Genomic DNA, 16,998 nt, shown 5'->3' on the forward strand with positions numbered 1-16,998 from the left:
GGCCTATATGCCGTCCGGCGCCATGTCCGGTCCAGCGCTTTCGGCGGCAGTCTGCCGACGGCCAACGATGCGTTCGCGGTAAAGTGCGTAGAGGCCGGAGCCGACGATGATGGTAGCGCCGATGGTCATCGGCAGGTCCGGCAGGTCGCCGAAGATAACGAGGCCGAGCAGGATCGACCACAACAGCGCCGTGTAGCGGAAGGGCGCGATGAAGGAGATGTCGCCCGAGCGCATGGCCATGATGATGAACTGGTAGCCGATGAGCACCAGCACGGCGGCAAGCGCCAGCAACGCGGTCGCCCGGCCACTCATCGGCGTCCAACCGCCCATTGGCGAAAGCAGGGCAGCGCCGAGCACGGTCATGGCCAGCGCGGTGGCCGTCGACACCAGCATGGTCGGGATCGCCGGCGGTATGCGCTTGGTGGAGAGATCGCGCACGGCGCAGCAGGCAACGCTGGCCAGCGCCAGCAGGGAATAGACGCTGAAACCTTCGAAACCCGGCCGCACGATGATCAGCACGCCGGCAAAGCCGACGGCGATTGCCAACCAGCGGCGCCATCCTACGCCCTCGCCGAAGAATAGCGCCGCGCCCATCGTTACGGCAAGCGGCAATGCCTGCAGAACGGCTGAGACATTGGCGATCGGAAGGTGGGCGAGGGCGACGAGGAACGTCACCGTGGCGCCGGCCTCGCCGGCGACACGCAGCGCCACCATCGGCTGCAGCATCGCGCCGGGATTGGCGAGCGCACCGCGCTGCCAGGCCAGCAGGCCGACGAAGAGCGTTGCGAAGGCGCCGCGTACGAACATGACCTGCGCCATGTTCATCGATTCGGAGGAGAATTTCGTGATCGCGTCGTTGGTGGTGAAGCCGATCATGGCTACGACCATGAACAGGGCGCCGCGAAGATTGGGTGAAAGAGGCAATGGCGTTTCCGGTGTTTGTCAGGTCAAGCCTGTAGCAGGCAACCGGCAACCAGCAACGTTAAAGAAATGGGCCACCGGCTGCGCCGCGACCTTTATCTAAGCTGCCGCCACGCCTGAGACCTACTTTGGCGTCAACACTTCGGTGCCGTTGCCATTCTGGCCGGCGATGGTCCACAGGCCATGCAGCGAACCGTCCTTCTCCACCTTGTAGACGACGAGGCCGATTTCCTTGCCCATCACGTAGCCGGCGGAAAAGGCATCGTCGTTGCGCATGCAGATGCCATCGGAAGTCGAGCCGCCGGTTTCCCAATGGATGGTGCAGGTGGTGTCGCTGGTCAGCGTGATGGTCGCCTCGCCGCCATAGTTCGAGCCATCGAAATTGGTGCCGGCAACGGTGTAGGCGCCGCCAATGGACTGGGCGGCCGCCGGCATTGATGCAACGCCGAACATTGCAAGCGAAAGCATGAATTTGCGCATGAGAACCCCCTTGAAGCGAAAGAAAATCGCGATCGAAGGCTAGGCTGGAACGGGCTGGTGGTAAAGCGCGCCGGAGCCGGCGTTGTTTTCAACGCTCAGCTTTCTCTCAAGGGCCGCGCAGGCTGGCCGCGATTGCGCCGGCCAGCGGATCGTATTTCGCCTTGAGGGATGATGGATATTCGATCCAGACGGTGCGGATCACGCCGTCCTTTCCGAACAGGCGCCGCTCGTAGAAAACCTTGTCGCCGTTGATGCCCGAGAGTACCGCCCAGTCCCTGCCGGTCTTGCTGTAGGTGATCTTGTGGCTCGGTCCGCTGCCGGCCTTCTCGCCCGCGACGAAACTCCCGGGCGTGTCGTTGTCGACATTGTAGATGCCGGAGCAGGTCAGACTGGCGCCATCGGCGCTGAGCCATTGCTGGCCATCGCCATTTTCCGGCTCGGGCAGGGGATCGCTGAAAATCTCGTCGGGGAAGGTGCAGGACGTGCCGAAGCGAGCGTTGACGTAGGTGAACGGCTTCGCAATGGCCGTGGTCGCGGCGCTGGCCATCACGCACGACAGAACGACCGCCGACGCGCTCTGAATGAGATGAATGCGTTTCATGGTGCCCCACGGCCGCTGACAGACGGCGATCTTGCACCAAGCCGGGAAGAAAATCAGCCGCCGGTGACGCTCATGTGCCGTGACACCGAGGGGCGGCTGGTGCGGCGATCGATGATGAAATCGTGGCCCTTGGGCTTGCGGCCGATCGCTTCGTCGATGGCGGCGCCGACCAGCTCGTTGCCTTCGGAGGCGCGCAAGGGCGCTCTGAGGTCGGCTGCGTCTTCCTGGCCGAGGCACATATAGAGGGTACCGGTGCAGGTCAGCCGTACGCGGTTGCAACTTTCGCAGAAATTGTGGGTCATCGGCGTGATGAAGCCCAGCCTGCCACCGGTCTCGGCGACCTCGACATAACGGGCAGGACCGCCGGTCTTGTAGGGTATGTCGGTCAGACTGAACTGGCGCTCCAACGCGCTGCGCAACAGCGATAGCGGCAGGTACTGGTCGGTGCGGTCGGCGTCGATCTCGCCCATCGGCATGGTTTCGATCACCGTCAGGTCCATTCCCCGGCCATGTGCCCAGCGCAACATCTCGGGGATTTCGGCATCGTTGAAGTCGCGCAGCGCCACGGCGTTGAGCTTGATCTTCAATCCCGCTTTCTGCGCGGCATCGATTCCTTCCATCACCTTGGCGAGATTGCCCCAGCGGGTGATCTGGCGAAACTTGTCCGCGTCCAGCGTATCGAGCGAGACGTTGATGCGCTTGACCCCGCAATCGGCGAGTTCGGCGGCAAAACGCGCCAGCTGCGAGCCATTGGTGGTCAGCGTCAGCTCTTCAAGCGCGCCGCTCTTCAGATGCCGCGACAGCTGGCGAACCAGGTGCATGATGTTCTTGCGCACCAGCGGCTCGCCGCCGGTCAGCCTCAGCTTCCGCACGCCCTTGTCGATGAAGACGCTGCAGAGCCGGTCGAGCTCCTCGAGCGACAACAGGTCCTTCTTCGGCAGGAAGGTCATGTCCTCGGCCATGCAATAGGTGCAGCGGAAATCGCAGCGGTCGGTGACCGACACACGCAGATAGCTGATCGTGCGACCGAAGGGGTCGATCATGTTCATAGGCAAGCGTTTCCCGTGGCCTGAGCGGCGCCGTTATATACGGCTATTTGATACGATCCAGACTGGCTTTCAAGATAGCCGGCCTTGATCTTTGGTAACATTCCGCGACCGACATCGCGTGTCGGCTGCCCAAAGCGCGCGCTGGAACGGATTCAGGCGACGCGCTTCGGGTTTGTTTTGATGCATCGTTGTCCCAGAACCCGCTGCACAATTCTGGGCGACATGCATTGGCTTGACCTTTCCGCATCGAGCGAAGCAGCGTAGGGAAGGGCGCAATTCACCAGGAAGAAACATGACCGCGCCGAAGGAACTCAGGGTCTCGAAGGACCGCAAACTGCTCACCGTGACCTTTCCCGGCCATCAGCCGTTCGAACTGCCGGCGGAGTTGCTGCGCGTTGCCTCGCCTTCGGCGGAAGTGCAGGGCCATTCGCCGGACCAGCGCGTCACGGTTCCCGGCAAGCGCAACGTCGCTATCCTCAAGATCGAGCCGGTCGGCAATTACGCCGTGCGCATCACCTTCGACGATTTCCACGACACCGGCATCTTCACCTGGAACTATCTGCACACGCTTGGCCACGAGAAAGACGAGCGCTGGAATGCCTATCTCGCCGAGCTTGCCGAGAAGGGGCTGAGCCGCGACCGGTGATCCCTCGCGCGGGAGTTCAGTCCCGCCTCAATCTTGGTGCGGCCTTGTCAGGCTTCTTTCAGCACCTCGGCGATCCTGCGCATCTGCTCGCCGATCATATCGCACTGCTCCGGCGTCGACTGGCTCATCGCCTTCTCGATCAGCGCCATGTGCACTTTGAGCGCCTGCATCAGCAGGGCCTCTCCGGCCTCGGTGAGGTTCAGCCGCAGAACGCGCTTGTCCTTCTCGTCGCCCTCGCGCCGCAGCAGGCCACGTGCTTCGAGCTGCGGCAGAAGCATGGTGATGTTGGAACGGCCGACCAGCAGTTTTCTCGCCAGATCGTGCTGCGACATGCCGGGATGGCGGTAGAGGTTCATCAGCACATCGAGCTGCGCAGGTTTGAGGTCGAGGGGCGCCAGTTTGCCCGCCAGAGTGCGCTCCAGCACATGACAGGCGCGCGCCACCGCGACCCAGTTGCGAAAGCGCGGGTTGTCCCAGGGCAGCTCTTGTTTAATGTTCATGTTTGAACTATTATGTTCATGCTTGAACGAATGGATGGATCGCCACTATGGCATCATTTGGATTGAAGGTCATCCGGAGCATGTTCGGCGCGGCCGAGCATGTCGCTCCGCGCCTCAGCGGCCGCGCCGCCTTCGAATTGTTCTGCCGCACGCCCAACGTCAAGGCGCTGAGCGATGGCGAGCGCCGCGCGGTCGAGCGCGCCGCCGACTTCATGGCCGAGGCGCGTCATCACCGGCTGAAGACGAGGACCGGTTGCGTGGCGGTGCATGAGTTCCGACCCGAACCGGGCAGCGGCACCCGGGGCACCGTGCTCGTCATCCATGGCTGGCGCTCGCGCACCGAATACATGCGTGCGCTGATCGAAGGATTTCGCGAGGCGGGCTACAAGGTCGTCTCCCTCGACCTGCCGGGCCACGGCCATTCTCTCGGCCGCCATCTGAACATGGTGAACGCAGTGGACGCCGCGCGGGTCGCCGGCGAATGGTTCGGCCCGTTTGACGCCGCGGTCGGTCATTCCTTCGGCGGCGCAGTGGCTGCCAACGCGGTCGCGGCGTCGGTCAAGGACACCCCGGCGCTCCCGGCCGAAAAGCTGGTCCTGATCGCAGCTCCCAGTTCCCTGCCGGCAATCTTCGACGACTTCAGCCGCAGGCTCAATGTCGGGCCGCGGTCCCGCGTCGCGATGGCCGATCGGGTGAAACATCTGTCGGGGCGGCCGCTCAGCGAATTCACCGGCGACCGCCAACTTGCCGAGGCTCCGGTGCCGACGCTCGTGATCCACGCGCCGGACGATCGCGAAGTTCACGCCGATCACGCAAAGCGCTATGCCGGCGCCGGCGACCACGTCAGCCTGCACTGGGCCGAGGGGCTTGGCCACCGCCGCATTCTCGCGGATCGGGGCGTGGTCGAGCGCGCCGTCGGCTTCGTGGCGGAGCAATCGGCGCTGCTGCACTGATCCTTGATCAGCCGTCCTTCTTCTTTTGGCCTGGCTCGATCGGCAGGCCGGCCGCCTTCCATGCGCTGTATCCGCCCAGAATGTGCCTGACCGGCGTCAGACCCATGTCCTGCGCCGTCTTGGTCGCCAGCGCCGAACGCCAGCCGCCGGCACAGAAGAAGACGAAGCTCTTCCCCGAGGCGAAGAATGGCTTGTGGTAGGGGCTTTCCGGATCGATCCAGAATTCGAGCATGCCGCGCGTCACGTGCTTGGCGCCCGGAATCCTGCCGTCGCGCTCGACCTCGCGAGGGTCGCGCAGATCGACGAAGATTGTATCCTCGTCTTCCAGCAGTCCGGCAGCTTGCTCCGGCGATATGACCTCGATCTCGGCATTCGCCTCGTCGAGAAGCTGGCGATAGCCTTTCTTCATCGGCCTTTCCTTCCTGGCCAGTTCTGCAACTTTCGGGGCCAGCATAGCGTTTCAAATCTGTGGCGCCCGAGCCAGTTTCCGTCAACGTCTGGCGCAACGCCGCAAGCATGACGGGAAACGAGGATCGTGGACCCGGCCGCAAGAATATGTGCAACCGTTCTGCAACACGGCCGCGGAAATTAATGGAAGCTTAACGGAATCGGTATGAATCGGTATAGTTGCGCCTTACATCCGCCATGCGGTGGGCGAGACCGTCTTAGCGGCGCGGGAACGGGAACCGGTTGCAACCGGTGCGGGTGATGCATGAAATTCCTCGGAAACACGAAAACCTTGTTGCCGATCGCGCTCGCCGCGACGTTGACCCTCGGCCAGTCTCCAGCGAGCGCGCAAGGGCTGTTCGATATGCTCTTCGGCGGCGGCATACGGCACAACCCCCAAGGTGAATTTCCGCCGCCACCGAAGTCCCGCAAGATGCTGCCAAGCGCTGGGGGCGGCGCCAGAATCAGCAGCCCGAGCTACTATACCTACAAGGCCGACCGGCTTGTGCGCGTCGACTTCAAGCCTTTGATCGCGGCGCCGCAGCCTGCCACCGCGCAAGACGCCGCCTATGTGCCGTCGGTCGACGGCGGGGCGTTCCGCGACGCCATGGCCAGCCTGGGCGATTATGAACTCTTCGCCGAGCCCGATGTTGCCAAGGCATTGATCGCCTACTACTCGGCCAATCCCGATTTCATCTGGGTGACGGAAAACGCAACCAACAGCCGAGCGCAGGATGCCGTACGGGTGCTCGGCGAGGCGGCGAGCTATGGTTTGACGCCAGCGGACTATTCCGTCGACATTCCGGCGGCCACCACTTCCGCTTTTCCCCAGGAGCGGATGAAGGAACTGGTCCGCTTCGAAATGGCGCTGTCGGCGCGCGTGCTGCGCTATGCTCATGACGCGCAGAGCGGCCGCGTCGACCCCAACCGCATGACCGGCTATTACGATTTCCCCGCCAAGCCGCTCGATCTTGAAAGCGTGCTGAAGACGCTGGCGCACACGCAGGAGGTGCGCACGTATCTCGAATCGCGGCACCCGCAAAATCCGGAATACCAGGCGCTTCGTGTCGAACTGGAGTCGCTCCAGGCAAGCGAGGAGAACGAGATCGTCGTCGATCCCAAGCTGCTGCTGAAGCCGGGCGAAACCAGCCCGGAACTGCCCAAGCTGCTGACGCTTATCGCCCGCAATCTCGATGACGAGATGGGCGGCGCCTATGGCGAGATCCTCGCTCGGCTCGGCAAGAGCGAAATCTACGATCCTGAGTTGGTGCCGGTGATCAAGGCGGTGCAGCAACGGGCCGGCATGAAGGGCGACGGCGTCATAGGCCCCCGCACGGTGGCTTCGCTTGCGGGCACATCCAAGGCCGACAGGATCGAGAAAGTGAAGGTGGCGCTCGAGGAACTGCGCTGGCTCCCTTCCGACCTCGGCAGCCCACGCGTCTTCATCAACCAGCCTGCCTTCACCGCGAGCTATATCGACAATGGCGAGGAAAAGCTGAAGACCCGCGTGGTCGTCGGCAAGGTCACCAACCAGACCGCCTTCTTCTACAATCAGATCAAGCAGGTCGATTTCCACCCCTATTGGGGCGTGCCGCAGTCGATCATCGTCAATGAGATGCTGCCGCGGTTGCGCAACGATCCCGGCTATCTCGACCGCGCCGGATATGAAGTGACCGATTCGAGCGGCCAGCGAATCCCTTCGGCCGCGGTCGACTGGGGCGCTTACGGCGCCAAGGTTCCATTCAGCGTGCGCCAGCAGCCGAGCGAAGCCAATGCGCTGGGCGAACTGAAGATACTGTTCCCCAACAAGCACGCCATCTACATGCATGACACGCCGCAGAAGTCGTTCTTCCAGCGCGACATGCGCGCGCTGAGCCATGGCTGCATTCGCCTGCAGGATCCGCGCGGCATGGCGGCCGCGGTGCTCGGCACTTCGGTCGATTATGTCGCCGAAAAGCTGAAGCACGGCCATTCGACCGAGAATGTGACGCGGGTGATCCCGGTCTACGTGGCGTATTTCACCGCATGGCCGGACATGAAGGGCAAGGTCGAGTATTTCGACGACGTGTACGACCGCGACACGCGGTTGATGCAGGCGCTGGAAGCTACCGAAGCGGTGCGCTCGCCGTCATCCTGAGGCAGTTTGTTTTCACGCAGTTCGGGACGGCGAGGCCGCAGAGCCTGACCGTCTCGCACTTCCTGGAATGCTTCAGACGGGCGGACGGCGGAAGCCGGCGTCGCGCCCGGCGATCAGCCAGTAGACCAGGCCGGCGACCAGACCCGCTGCGGCGATGATGCCGATGTCGGCCCATCGCTCCGGCTCGTCCGGAGCGCCGGGCCACAGCATTAGGAAGCCGGCGGCTGCAGCGGCGGCTCCGAACAGCATGTGCAGCCAGAAATTCCTCAGCGAAAAGAACTCCGCGATCAGCGCAAAGACCAGCGTCTGGGCGCCGGTGACCACGATCGTCAGGAAATAGACAAAGATGCCGAGCGGCGGTACGACCAGCACCATGATCGGTGTCACGCCCATCAGGTCGAAATAGGCTGGCGCGTTGGGGAGCGCGCTCAAGACCGCGTAGATTGCGACAATCGCGATCAGGCCGGCCAATACCGCAACCAGATAGCCGGCAAGCGCCATCAGAATCCGCTTCAGGACATAGCCGACCATTTGCCCTGCACCCCCGTGCCCGCAATCGTGGCGCGCAGTCAGCCATCAAAGCTGTAGCGATGCAAGAGCCGGCGGGCAGGCTCTGCCCATAGCGGATTCAAGCTCCGTTTCGCCCTGCGGAGGCCCGATGTACAGCGAACCCGGGCTGGCTTAGTGTCGATCGGCTGCGACAATTGCCGCGAGGGAGGCGACGTTGGACAAACAGGATCCGCGGGAAGACCTGATCGAGCCGGTTTTTCGCAACGGCACGGTCACCACGGTCGGCATCCTGCTGGCGTTCTCGTTGGGCTTCATCACCCATTGGGCCGCCAATCCGATTCCATGGCAGAGCTATCATCTGATCGCCGTGCTGCCGATCCTGGGCGGCATTGCGCTGCAGATGCGGTCGCTGGCCATGCTGCTCGACATCCAGTCGCTGCAGCGCAGTATTTACGCGCGAGCCAGCCGAATCTTCATCGCCGGCCTTATCTTCACCGCATGCGGCGTCGGACTGGCAATCCTGCTCGATTTCTTCGACATAGCGGCAAAGAGCGCGCTGCCTGGCGCATGACCGCGAGAAGTCGCGGCGCGATTTTCTCTTGATCAGTTCACCGCGGGCGCCATCCCGACCCCGCCGATCATCTTGGTCACCTCGGCCGCGGCGTCACGAACCAGCGGGCCAATCTCGGCCAGGCGCTCCGGCGTCACCCGCACCGTCGGACCGGAGACTGAAACACCGCCGATCGGCTCGCCGAACTCATTGAAGATGGCAGCGGCCACACAGCGCATGCCGGGGTGGCGCTCCTCGTCGTCGACCGACCAGCCGCGATGCTTGATGGCTGCCAGATCGTGGGCCAACGCAGAGATGTCGGAGAGGGTCTTGTCGGTGTAGCGCTGCAGACCGGCCTTGCGCAGGATGGCGGCAACCCGCTCTGGTTCGAGATGCGCCAGCACCGCCTTGCCGATGCCGGAAGCGTGGAAGGAACTGCGCGTGCCGGGCCGGAAGAAGGCGCGGATCGCCTGATGTGTCTCGACCTGGCTGACGAAAACCACACAATCGTCCTCGGCGACGCCGAGGTTGGCGGTCTCTCCGGTCTTCTCCATCAATTCCTGCATGACGATGCGGGCGCGGTCGACCAGCTTGCGGCTGCGCAGGAAGGCAGCACCCATACGGTAGGTTTCGACGCCGATCGCCCAGAGCTGCTCCGTCGAGTCGAACTCGACCATGCCGTGGTTCTCGAGCGTCGTCAGCATGCGGTAGGCGGTGGACGCGGCAATTCCGCTTCGCGCCGCGACTTCGCTCAGCGACAGGCCGCTGGCTTCGGCGACGATCGCCAGGATGCGCAATGCGCGGTCCAGCGACTGCACCGAGGCTGTCTCCGACGGGCCGTTGAAGGCGCGCGGCCGGCCGCGCTGGCGCTTTTCTGTCGTTTCCATGGCTCGCATCCTCTGCAACCCCTCACGCACGTAATGAAAAATTTTTTCACCCAATTTGCAACGGGAATATCTGGAAAACGAAAAGGGAAGTGAAATCAGCGAATAAGCAGAGTTTTCTATAAATGAAAAAATATTCTGAAAAAATTGAAAAATCAAAACCGCGCTGGCATCCTCAAGCCAACCAACAAATTTGTGGAGGTTGGAAATGGCCAGGATGCGCGCTGTCGACGCTGCGGTTCTCGTTCTCGAAAAGGAAGGCACCACCAATGCCTTTGGCGTGCCGGGGGCGGCGATCAATCCGCTTTATTCGGCGTTGAAGGCGAGGGGCACGATCCGCCATGTTCTTGCCCGCCATGTTGAAGGCGCCTCGCACATGGCCGAGGGCTTCACGCGGGCCAAGGCCGGCAATATCGGGCTCTGCCTCGGCACATCCGGCCCGGCAGGAACCGACATGATCACCGGGCTCTATTCGGCATCGGCGGATTCCATTCCGATCCTCTGCATCACCGGGCAGGCCCCGCGCGCGCGCCTCACCAAGGAGGATTTCCAGGCCGTGGACATCGCCGCGATCGCCTCGCCCGTCGCCAAATGGGCGGTGACCGTCATGGAGCCGTATCTGGTGCCGATGGCGTTGCAAAAAGCGTTTCACCTGATGCGATCCTCGCGTCCTGGTCCGGTGCTGATCGATCTGCCGGTCGACGTGCAACTAGCCGAGATCGAGTTCGACATCGATGCCTACGAGCCGCTGGCCCCGTTCAAGCCGGCCATGACGCGCGCGCAGGCCGAGAAGGCGCTCTCGATGCTGAACGAGGCGCAAAAGCCGCTGATCGTCGCCGGCGGCGGCATCATCAACGCCGACGCATCAGACCTGTTGATCGAGTTTGCCGAGATCACCGGCGTGCCGGTCATCCCGACGCTGATGGGCTGGGGAGCAATTCCCGACGACCACCGCCTGATGGCCGGCATGTGCGGCCTGCAGACATCGCACCGCTATGGCAACGCGACAATGCTTGAAGCCGATTTCGTCTTCGGCATCGGCAACCGCTGGGCGAACCGCCACACCGGATCCGTCGACGTCTACACCAAGGATAAGAAGTTCATCCATGTCGACATCGAGCCCACCCAGATCGGCCGCGTCTTCGCGCCGGATCTCGGTATCGTCTCGGACGCCGGCGCGGCGTTGAAGATGCTGCTCGATGTCGCCACAGAATGGCGCATGGCGGGCAAGCTCCGTGACTGGTCAGGCTGGGCGAAGGAATGCCAGCAGCGCAAAAAGACGATGAAGCGCAAGACGCATTTCGAGCAGGTGCCGCTGAAGCCGCAACGCATTTACGAGGAGATGAACAAGGCCTTTGCCCGCGACACCACCTACGTCACCACGATCGGCCTATCGCAGATCGCCGGCGCGCAGTTCCTGCATGTCTACAAGCCGCGCAACTGGATCAATTGCGGTCAGGCCGGCCCGCTCGGCTGGACGCTGCCGGCGGCACTCGGCGTGCGCGCCGCCGATCCGGATCGGGACATCGTCGCGCTCTCGGGCGACTATGATTTTCAGTTCATGATCGAGGAACTGGCCGTCGGCGCACAGCACAGACTGCCCTACATCCACGTCGTCGTGAACAACGCCTATCTCGGCCTGATCCGCCAGGCGCAGCGCGGCTTTGCGATGGACTATGAGGTGAGCCTTGCCTTCGAGAACGTCAATCGCGCCAACGATCCCGAGGCCGGCTACGGCGTCGACCATGTTGCCGTCGCCGAGGCGATGGGCTGCAAGGCGGTGCGCGTGCGCAAGCCGCAAGAGTTCGCCGGCGCGTTCAAGGAAGCGCAGCGGCTGATGAGGGAGCACCAGGTTCCGGTCGTTCTCGAGTTCATCCTGGAACGCGTCACCAACATTTCCATGGGCACGGAAATCGACAAGATCACCGAATTCGAGGAGCTTGCCGAGAGCAACGAGGACGCGCCGACCGCCATTGTGATGCTGGACTAGGGCATAGCGGAAGAAGGAGGAAAAGAATGCCGCGTTTTTCAGCCAATCTGTCGATGCTCTTTGGCGAGCATGAGTTCCTCGACCGCTTCGACGCTGCGGCCGGCGCCGGCTTCAAGGGTGTCGAGTATATCGGGCCTTACGACCACGCGCCGGATGTCGTTGCCGCGCGGCTCAAGAAGAACGGCTTGACGCAGGTCCTCTTCAACCTGCCGGCGGGCGACTGGGGGAAGGGCGAGCGCGGCATCGCGGTGCTGCCTGACCGGGTGCCGGAATTCCGCCAAGGCGTCGCCAAGGCGATCACCTATGCGCATGCGCTCGGCTGCGAGCAGATCAACTGCCTTGCCGGTATCGCGCCGCAGGGGGCGGACCGCACTGTTTTGGAAAATGTCTTTGCCGAGAACCTCGCCTTCGCGGCCGAGAAGTTGGAGCAGGCCGGGATCAGGCTGCTGATCGAGCCGATCAACACACGCGACATTCCGGGTTTCTTCCTGAACTACAGCGACCAGGCGCTGGCGCTGATCGAGCGCGTCGGCTCGAAAAACCTGTTCCTGCAATACGACATCTATCACATGCAGGTCATGGAGGGGGATCTCGCCCGGACCATCGAGGCAAACCTCGGCCGCATCGCGCATATCCAGCTTGCGGACAATCCCGGCCGTCACGAGCCGGGGACGGGCGAGATCAATTATCCTTTCCTCTACGAGCACATCGACCGCCTCGGCTATTCCGGCTGGGTCGGCGCCGAATACAAGCCGAAGGCCGGGACGGAGGCGGGGCTGGGATGGTTCCGGCGATTCGCAGGGCAGGGAAGCGCCGCGGCTTAGCAGCTTCGCAATTGAACTCGGCGTTCCTTCGCGCCCCCCTCTGTCCTGCCGGCCAGAGGGGGGCGCCGTAGAACGCGGCCTAACAAAGGACGGAGATACAAATGGAAACCATCGGCTTCATCGGGCTGGGCATCATGGGTGCGCCGATGGCGGGGCATCTGCTCGATGCCGGCTATGCGGTCGTCGCAAGCGACCACCGCTCCAAGCCGCCGGCCGACCTCGTCGGCAAAGGGCTGAAGACCGTTTCAGGCAACGACGCGGTGGCCAGGGCCTCGGACATCATCATCACCATGGTTCCGGATACGCCGCAGGTGGCCGACGTGCTGTTCGGCGAGAAAGGCGTCGCTTCGGGCCTGACCAAGGGCAAGCTCGTCATCGACATGAGCTCGATCTCGCCGATCGCCACCAAGGAATTCGCCAAGAACATCAACGAGCTCGGCTGCGACTATCTCGATGCGCCGGTGTCAGGCGGCGAGGTGGGGGCCAAGGCGGCCTCGCTCACCATCATGGTCGGCGGCGAGGAACAGGCTTTCGAGCGCGCCAGACCCATCTTCGAAAAGATGGGGAAGAACATCACGCTGGTCGGGCCGAACGGCGTCGGCCAGACTACCAAGGTCGCCAACCAGATCGTCGTGGCGCTGACCATCGAGGCCGTCGGCGAAGCCCTTGTCTTCGCCGCCAAGGCGGGCGCCGATCCGGCCAAGGTCAGGCAGGCGCTGATGGGCGGGCTCGCCGCCTCCCGCATACTGGAAGTGCATGGCGAGCGCATGATCAAGCGCAGCTTCGCGCCCGGCTTCCGCATCGAATTGCACCAGAAGGACCTCAACCTGGCGCTGGAAGGCGCAAAGGCGCTTGGCGTTGCGCTGCCCAACACCTCGACGACGCAGCAGCTCTTCAACTCCTGCGCCGCCAATGGCGGGGCAAAGGAGGATCATTCGGCGCTGGTGAGGGCGCTGGAGCGGATGGCGGGGTATGAGGTGGGTGAGTAGTGAAGGGTGAATGGTGAATGGTGAGTAGTCAGTAGTCAGTAGAATGCTGTTGCCTCAGCCGTGCGGCATAGATTGCCTACTATTCACTATTCACTATTCACTATTCACTATTCACTATTCACCCTTCACTCAGAAACTTCTTCGCCGCATAAAGGCTCACCGCCGCCGCATTCGACACGTTGAGCGAGCGGATGGCGCCAGGCATGTCGAGGCGGGCCAGTGCCGTGACGGTTTCGCGGGTCTTCTGGCGCAGTCCCTTGCCTTCGGCCCCGAGCACCAGGGCGATCTTGTCACCGGAGAAGGTCTTTTCCAGCTCGGCAGGCCCATCTGAATCAAGACCGATGGTCTGGAAGCCGGCCTCGTGGAGCTGGCCGAGCGCGTCGGCCAGGTTCTTCACCTCGATCTGGTCGATATGCTCCAGCGCGCCGGACGCGGATTTCGCCAGCACACCGGATTCCTGCGGGCTGTGGCGGGCGGTGGTGATCAGCGCGCCGGCGCCGAAGGCGACAGCCGAGCGCAGGATCGCGCCGACATTGTGCGGGTCGGTCACCTGGTCGAGCACCAGCACCAGCTTTGTGTCGCCGAGCGCGTCGAGGCGCTTCGGCTTGAGCGGTTCCGCCTCGATCAGCACACCCTGATGCACCGCGTCCGAGCCGGTGATCCTGTCGATGTCCTTCGGCTCGACCAACTCGGCCTTGAAGGGCAGGGCGGCCAGATTGGCGATCGCAAGCCGCTCGGCTGCGTTGCGCGACACCAGCATCTTCCTGATCTTGCGCCGGGGGTTGTCGAGAGCCGCGCGCACCGTGTGCAGACCATAAAGCCGCACCAGCCCGTCGGCGGGACCTTCCCCCGGCGGCACTGGCTGACGCGGCCGGAACGCCGGGGCGCCGCCCGCTTTCTGGTCGCGATGGGCGCGCCGCAGCTTGGCGTAATGAGTGTCCTTTGGGGTGCCGGGCTTGTTGCTTTTGTTGTCGCTCATGGCGGCTTCTATAGCGGTCCCTTCCGGCTAAGGATATGGGTTGCGGCGAGGAATGCGGAGCATCCTGGAAAAACCGCCGCTGCGCCGGTTGACACCCACCGGCCTTGCCGCCATAAGGCGCTTCGCTGATTTCGGAGAAAGACTTACTCGGGCTCCGGGTCAGCTGAAATGCCTCGTTGCATGGCTCCGGCGGCAGACTGGAGAGGTGCCCGAGTGGTTAAAGGGGACGGACTGTAAATCCGTTGGCTTAGCCTACGTTGGTTCGAATCCAACCCTCTCCACCACTGCCGGCCCGGAAGCCTTGAAACGAACGCATCGTACCGTGCCGTTTCGGCTGATCCGATGCGTGACTGCAAGGCGGGTATAGCTCAGTGGTAGAGCAGCAGCCTTCCAAGCTGAATATGCGGGTTCGATTCCCGCTACCCGCTCCAGACTTTCCTCCGCATGAATTGCCGGGCTCCGCATGAATTGCCGGCTTTTCTGTCCGCCGCTCCTGCCGCTCTGCATCTTGCCTGCTTGCGCCAAGCGCTTACTCAGACGCTTGGTGATGGTGCCGCCGGCAGGGCGCTGCCAAAACGGCCCATCTTGCTCCTCATCGATCAAATCTTCCCGGCGCCAGGACGGCGCAAACAAGCGGATTCCAAGCTGTCTTGAGCTTTTGACAATCATATGAAAATGATTGGCGCGGCGGAGGATCGGAGGCAAAAATGTCCATCATCAGCTGGATCATTCTCGGCGTCGTCGCCGGCTTCATCGGAAGCAAGATCGTCGACAAGAGCGGCCAGGGCATCGTGCTCGACATCGTGCTCGGCATCGTCGGCGCCGTCGTCGGCGGCCTGATCTTCAGCGCCTTTGGCGCGTCCGGCGTCACCGGCCTCAACATCTACAGCCTGATCGTAGCCGTGATCGGTTCGATCGTGGTGCTGTGGGCCTATCATCAGTTTTCCGGCAAGCGCACGCTGTAGAGGCAAGGCGGACGCCCACGGCTGGTTGGCTGTGGAAGGTAGCGACCCCGCTGGCAACCCCGCGGGGCTCCAGCGGGTTGCGGTCCGGGAGCGGCTCAGGCGATCACCGTGAGACGCCGCCTTCTTTCGTCGAGAGAGACGATAGCCAGGCCGCTGCCGATAACCAGCAGGATGCCGCAGACGGCAAGTGCGTTCGGGAACTCCCCGAATACCAGAAGACCGGAAATCACCGCCCAGACGGTGAAGCAATAGTAGAAGGGGGCGACCGCGCTCGTGGGGCCCACCCGATAGGCCATGAAGATGAAGAAATGGCCGAAGATCAGGAACAGGCCGGCACCGGCTATCAGCAGGAGATGACGGCCCTCCGGCATCACCCAATGCTCGCAAGCAAGGTGCGCCACGCCCGAGCCGACAAGCACCACCACGACGGCCGAGATGGCGACGATCATGCCGGGCACCTCGGCGCCGATCTTGCGTCCTGCGAGGTCGCGCGCCGCGGCCAGGGCCGCGTTGCCGAGCGCCAGCACGGCATAAACGGAAATGCCCTGCATCGTCGGCTGCGCCACCATGACGGCGCCGACGAAGCCAAGGCCGATCAGCGCGATGCGCGCCGCGCCGATCTTCTCGCCGAACAGCATCGAGGAGCCGACGAGCACAAGCAGCGGGGTGACCTGTCCGAGCGCCGTCGAATCGGCAATCTGCATGTTGGCCAAAGCCACCACATAGCAGAGGATCGCCGCCAGCTCGCAAAGGTTCCGGCGCAGCACCTTGCGCTCGAAAAGCAGCGGGATCTGTCGGCCGTAGCCGAGCATGAGGAGCAGAGGCATGCCCCAGAGCGTGGCTGCGGCGCCGCGCAGCAACAGCACCTCGTAGGGCGGCAGCCCCTCTGTGGCGAGCTTCATCATCGTGTCGTTGACGAGGTAGGAGCCCGTGGCAACGACCATGAAAAGCGGACCGCGGATGTTGGCCGAAATGAGCTGCATGTGGCGAAGAAATCAGACGCGGGCCGCGGCAGCAATGGGCCAGCAACGGTCGACAGGGACAGCAACTGGACGAAGTTGCCAGGCCGCGGGACGCGGCAGAGCATGGCCGGCCCGCGATTTGATTTCGGGTGCGGCGACCCTATATCCGCGCCACGTCCTCTGAAATCGGATCATTGGTTAGAGTCGAGTGGCAGAGCGCTCAGCCACAAGGCACTTGTGTTTTTCGGCCGTAGTCGCTAATCGCCCCGCATTCGACTGAACTGAAGGTCAAGGCCGTCCAAGGAAAGAGACTATGGCAAAAGGTAAATTCGAGCGCACCAAGCCGCATGTGAACATTGGCACGATCGGCCACGTCGATCACGGCAAGACGTCGCTGACGGCGGCGATCACGAAGTATTTTGGCGAATACAAGCGCTATGACCAGATCGACGCGGCGCCGGAAGAGAAGGCGCGCGGCATCACCATTTCGACCGCGCACGTCGAGTACGAGACGGCCAACCGGCACTATGCCCACGTCGACTGCCCCGGCCACGCCGACTATGTGAAGAACATGATCACCGGCGCCGCGCAGATGGACGGCGCGATCCTGG

Annotated in this window: 19 protein-coding genes and 2 tRNA genes; 11 read left to right on the forward strand and 10 right to left on the reverse strand. The window is 63.1% G+C overall.

The window, feature by feature from the left end; all coding sequences use genetic code 11:
• Window positions 1–3: 3 nt before the first annotated feature.
• The 4 genes from EN818_RS01955 to moaA form a co-directional block, all read right to left on the reverse strand.
• Window positions 4–924: a DMT family transporter gene (locus EN818_RS01955; RefSeq protein WP_095805858.1), complete on the reverse strand. Its 921-nt coding sequence runs from the start codon at window positions 922–924 to the stop codon at window positions 4–6.
• Window positions 925–1,044: 120 nt separating this feature from the next.
• Window positions 1,045–1,401, reverse strand: coding sequence for a hypothetical protein (locus EN818_RS01960; protein WP_095805857.1), 357 nt, complete (start codon window positions 1,399–1,401; stop codon window positions 1,045–1,047).
• Between the two features lie 106 nt (window positions 1,402–1,507).
• Window positions 1,508–2,002: a hypothetical protein gene (locus EN818_RS01965; protein WP_245420335.1), complete on the reverse strand. Its 495-nt coding sequence runs from the start codon at window positions 2,000–2,002 to the stop codon at window positions 1,508–1,510.
• Between the two features lie 53 nt (window positions 2,003–2,055).
• Window positions 2,056–3,051, reverse strand: a complete 996-nt coding sequence (gene moaA / locus EN818_RS01970; RefSeq protein WP_095805856.1) for a GTP 3',8-cyclase MoaA — start codon at window positions 3,049–3,051, stop codon at window positions 2,056–2,058.
• A gap of 292 nt (window positions 3,052–3,343) precedes the next feature.
• Between moaA and EN818_RS01975 the strand changes: the two genes are divergently transcribed.
• The gene (locus tag EN818_RS01975) at window positions 3,344–3,697 is read left to right on the forward strand and encodes a DUF971 domain-containing protein (RefSeq protein WP_095805855.1); all 354 of its coding nucleotides are present in this window, start codon (window positions 3,344–3,346) and stop codon (window positions 3,695–3,697) included.
• Window positions 3,698–3,744: 47 nt separating this feature from the next.
• Here EN818_RS01975 and EN818_RS01980 read toward each other — a convergent pair whose 3' ends face one another.
• The gene (locus tag EN818_RS01980) at window positions 3,745–4,197 is read right to left on the reverse strand and encodes a MarR family transcriptional regulator (protein WP_095805854.1); all 453 of its coding nucleotides are present in this window, start codon (window positions 4,195–4,197) and stop codon (window positions 3,745–3,747) included.
• Window positions 4,198–4,244: 47 nt separating this feature from the next.
• Here EN818_RS01980 and EN818_RS01985 point away from each other — a divergent pair, with 47 nt between their 5' ends.
• A complete protein-coding gene (locus EN818_RS01985) occupies window positions 4,245–5,150 on the forward strand; it encodes an alpha/beta fold hydrolase (RefSeq protein ID WP_095805853.1) in 906 nt (301 codons plus the stop codon).
• Window positions 5,151–5,157: 7 nt separating this feature from the next.
• Here the strand turns inward: EN818_RS01985 and EN818_RS01990 are convergent, their stop codons facing one another.
• The gene (locus tag EN818_RS01990) at window positions 5,158–5,559 is read right to left on the reverse strand and encodes a rhodanese-like domain-containing protein (protein WP_095806137.1); all 402 of its coding nucleotides are present in this window, start codon (window positions 5,557–5,559) and stop codon (window positions 5,158–5,160) included.
• Window positions 5,560–5,862: 303 nt separating this feature from the next.
• Here EN818_RS01990 and EN818_RS01995 point away from each other — a divergent pair, with 303 nt between their 5' ends.
• Window positions 5,863–7,734: a murein L,D-transpeptidase gene (locus EN818_RS01995; RefSeq protein WP_135903934.1), complete on the forward strand. Its 1,872-nt coding sequence runs from the start codon at window positions 5,863–5,865 to the stop codon at window positions 7,732–7,734.
• Between the two features lie 72 nt (window positions 7,735–7,806).
• Here the strand turns inward: EN818_RS01995 and EN818_RS02000 are convergent, their stop codons facing one another.
• Window positions 7,807–8,265, reverse strand: a complete 459-nt coding sequence (locus tag EN818_RS02000; protein ID WP_095805851.1) for a hypothetical protein — start codon at window positions 8,263–8,265, stop codon at window positions 7,807–7,809.
• Between the two features lie 193 nt (window positions 8,266–8,458).
• On the opposite strand from EN818_RS02000, the gene EN818_RS02005 reads away from it, so the two are divergent.
• On the forward strand, window positions 8,459–8,815 hold the full coding sequence (locus EN818_RS02005) for a hypothetical protein (RefSeq protein ID WP_095805850.1): 357 nt from the start codon (window positions 8,459–8,461) through the stop codon (window positions 8,813–8,815).
• A gap of 32 nt (window positions 8,816–8,847) precedes the next feature.
• Here EN818_RS02005 and bhcR read toward each other — a convergent pair whose 3' ends face one another.
• Entirely contained in the window at window positions 8,848–9,681 is an 834-nt protein-coding gene (gene bhcR / locus EN818_RS02010) for an HTH-type transcriptional regulator BhcR (RefSeq protein WP_095806136.1), read from the reverse strand.
• 205 nt (window positions 9,682–9,886) lie between these two features.
• On the opposite strand from bhcR, the gene gcl reads away from it, so the two are divergent.
• The 3 genes from gcl to EN818_RS02025 all read left to right on the forward strand — a co-directional run bounded on the left by gcl (window position 9,887) and on the right by EN818_RS02025 (window position 13,481).
• A complete protein-coding gene (gene gcl / locus EN818_RS02015; RefSeq protein WP_095805849.1) occupies window positions 9,887–11,668 on the forward strand; it encodes a glyoxylate carboligase in 1,782 nt (593 codons plus the stop codon).
• A gap of 26 nt (window positions 11,669–11,694) precedes the next feature.
• Window positions 11,695–12,492 (forward strand): 2-oxo-tetronate isomerase, encoded by a 798-nt coding sequence (gene otnI, locus EN818_RS02020; RefSeq protein WP_095805848.1) that lies wholly within the window; start codon window positions 11,695–11,697, stop codon window positions 12,490–12,492.
• A 101-nt stretch (window positions 12,493–12,593) separates the two neighbouring features.
• Complete coding sequence (locus tag EN818_RS02025; protein WP_135903936.1) at window positions 12,594–13,481, forward strand: 2-hydroxy-3-oxopropionate reductase; 888 nt, start codon at window positions 12,594–12,596, stop codon at window positions 13,479–13,481.
• Between the two features lie 118 nt (window positions 13,482–13,599).
• On the opposite strand, the gene EN818_RS02030 is transcribed toward EN818_RS02025, so the two are convergent.
• Entirely contained in the window at window positions 13,600–14,460 is an 861-nt protein-coding gene (locus EN818_RS02030) for an RNA methyltransferase (RefSeq protein ID WP_095805846.1), read from the reverse strand.
• 199 nt (window positions 14,461–14,659) lie between these two features.
• On the opposite strand from EN818_RS02030, the gene EN818_RS02035 reads away from it, so the two are divergent.
• From EN818_RS02035 to EN818_RS02045, 3 genes are all read left to right on the forward strand, one after another.
• A tRNA-Tyr gene (locus tag EN818_RS02035) sits at window positions 14,660–14,744 on the forward strand.
• A 73-nt stretch (window positions 14,745–14,817) separates the two neighbouring features.
• Window positions 14,818–14,891 (forward strand) — tRNA-Gly (locus EN818_RS02040).
• A gap of 276 nt (window positions 14,892–15,167) precedes the next feature.
• Window positions 15,168–15,425: a GlsB/YeaQ/YmgE family stress response membrane protein gene (locus tag EN818_RS02045; protein WP_095805845.1), complete on the forward strand. Its 258-nt coding sequence runs from the start codon at window positions 15,168–15,170 to the stop codon at window positions 15,423–15,425.
• Between the two features lie 95 nt (window positions 15,426–15,520).
• Here the strand turns inward: EN818_RS02045 and EN818_RS02050 are convergent, their stop codons facing one another.
• On the reverse strand, window positions 15,521–16,408 hold the full coding sequence (locus EN818_RS02050) for a DMT family transporter (protein WP_095805844.1): 888 nt from the start codon (window positions 16,406–16,408) through the stop codon (window positions 15,521–15,523).
• 292 nt (window positions 16,409–16,700) lie between these two features.
• Here EN818_RS02050 and EN818_RS02055 point away from each other — a divergent pair.
• The coding region (locus tag EN818_RS02055; protein WP_181592138.1) for a GTP-binding protein at window positions 16,701–16,998 on the forward strand (298 nt) is incomplete at its 3' end.

This window comes from Mesorhizobium sp. M3A.F.Ca.ET.175.01.1.1, from assembly GCF_004791945.1.
Taxonomy (GTDB): domain Bacteria; phylum Pseudomonadota; class Alphaproteobacteria; order Rhizobiales; family Rhizobiaceae; genus Mesorhizobium.

What these genes read in the sequence shown, in the direction of transcription:
- EN818_RS02025 (WP_135903936.1), top strand. Translation starts at nt 12,594, where the DNA reads ATGGAAACCATCGGCTTCATCGGGCTGGGCATCATGGGTGCGCCGATG.
- EN818_RS02000 (WP_095805851.1), bottom strand. Translation starts at nt 8,265, where the DNA reads ATGGTCGGCTATGTCCTGAAGCGGATTCTGATGGCGCTTGCCGGCTAT.
- bhcR (WP_095806136.1), bottom strand. Translation starts at nt 9,681, where the DNA reads ATGGAAACGACAGAAAAGCGCCAGCGCGGCCGGCCGCGCGCCTTCAAC.
- otnI (WP_095805848.1), top strand. Translation starts at nt 11,695, where the DNA reads ATGCCGCGTTTTTCAGCCAATCTGTCGATGCTCTTTGGCGAGCATGAG.
- EN818_RS01960 (WP_095805857.1), bottom strand. Translation starts at nt 1,401, where the DNA reads ATGCGCAAATTCATGCTTTCGCTTGCAATGTTCGGCGTTGCATCAATG.
- EN818_RS01965 (WP_245420335.1), bottom strand. Translation starts at nt 2,002, where the DNA reads ATGAAACGCATTCATCTCATTCAGAGCGCGTCGGCGGTCGTTCTGTCG.
- EN818_RS01990 (WP_095806137.1), bottom strand. Translation starts at nt 5,559, where the DNA reads ATGAAGAAAGGCTATCGCCAGCTTCTCGACGAGGCGAATGCCGAGATC.
- EN818_RS02045 (WP_095805845.1), top strand. Translation starts at nt 15,168, where the DNA reads ATGTCCATCATCAGCTGGATCATTCTCGGCGTCGTCGCCGGCTTCATC.
- EN818_RS01995 (WP_135903934.1), top strand. Translation starts at nt 5,863, where the DNA reads ATGAAATTCCTCGGAAACACGAAAACCTTGTTGCCGATCGCGCTCGCC.
- EN818_RS02050 (WP_095805844.1), bottom strand. Translation starts at nt 16,408, where the DNA reads ATGCAGCTCATTTCGGCCAACATCCGCGGTCCGCTTTTCATGGTCGTT.
- EN818_RS01980 (WP_095805854.1), bottom strand. Translation starts at nt 4,197, where the DNA reads ATGAACATTAAACAAGAGCTGCCCTGGGACAACCCGCGCTTTCGCAAC.
- EN818_RS01985 (WP_095805853.1), top strand. Translation starts at nt 4,245, where the DNA reads ATGGCATCATTTGGATTGAAGGTCATCCGGAGCATGTTCGGCGCGGCC.
- gcl (WP_095805849.1), top strand. Translation starts at nt 9,887, where the DNA reads ATGGCCAGGATGCGCGCTGTCGACGCTGCGGTTCTCGTTCTCGAAAAG.
- moaA (WP_095805856.1), bottom strand. Translation starts at nt 3,051, where the DNA reads ATGAACATGATCGACCCCTTCGGTCGCACGATCAGCTATCTGCGTGTG.
- EN818_RS02030 (WP_095805846.1), bottom strand. Translation starts at nt 14,460, where the DNA reads ATGAGCGACAACAAAAGCAACAAGCCCGGCACCCCAAAGGACACTCAT.
- EN818_RS01975 (WP_095805855.1), top strand. Translation starts at nt 3,344, where the DNA reads ATGACCGCGCCGAAGGAACTCAGGGTCTCGAAGGACCGCAAACTGCTC.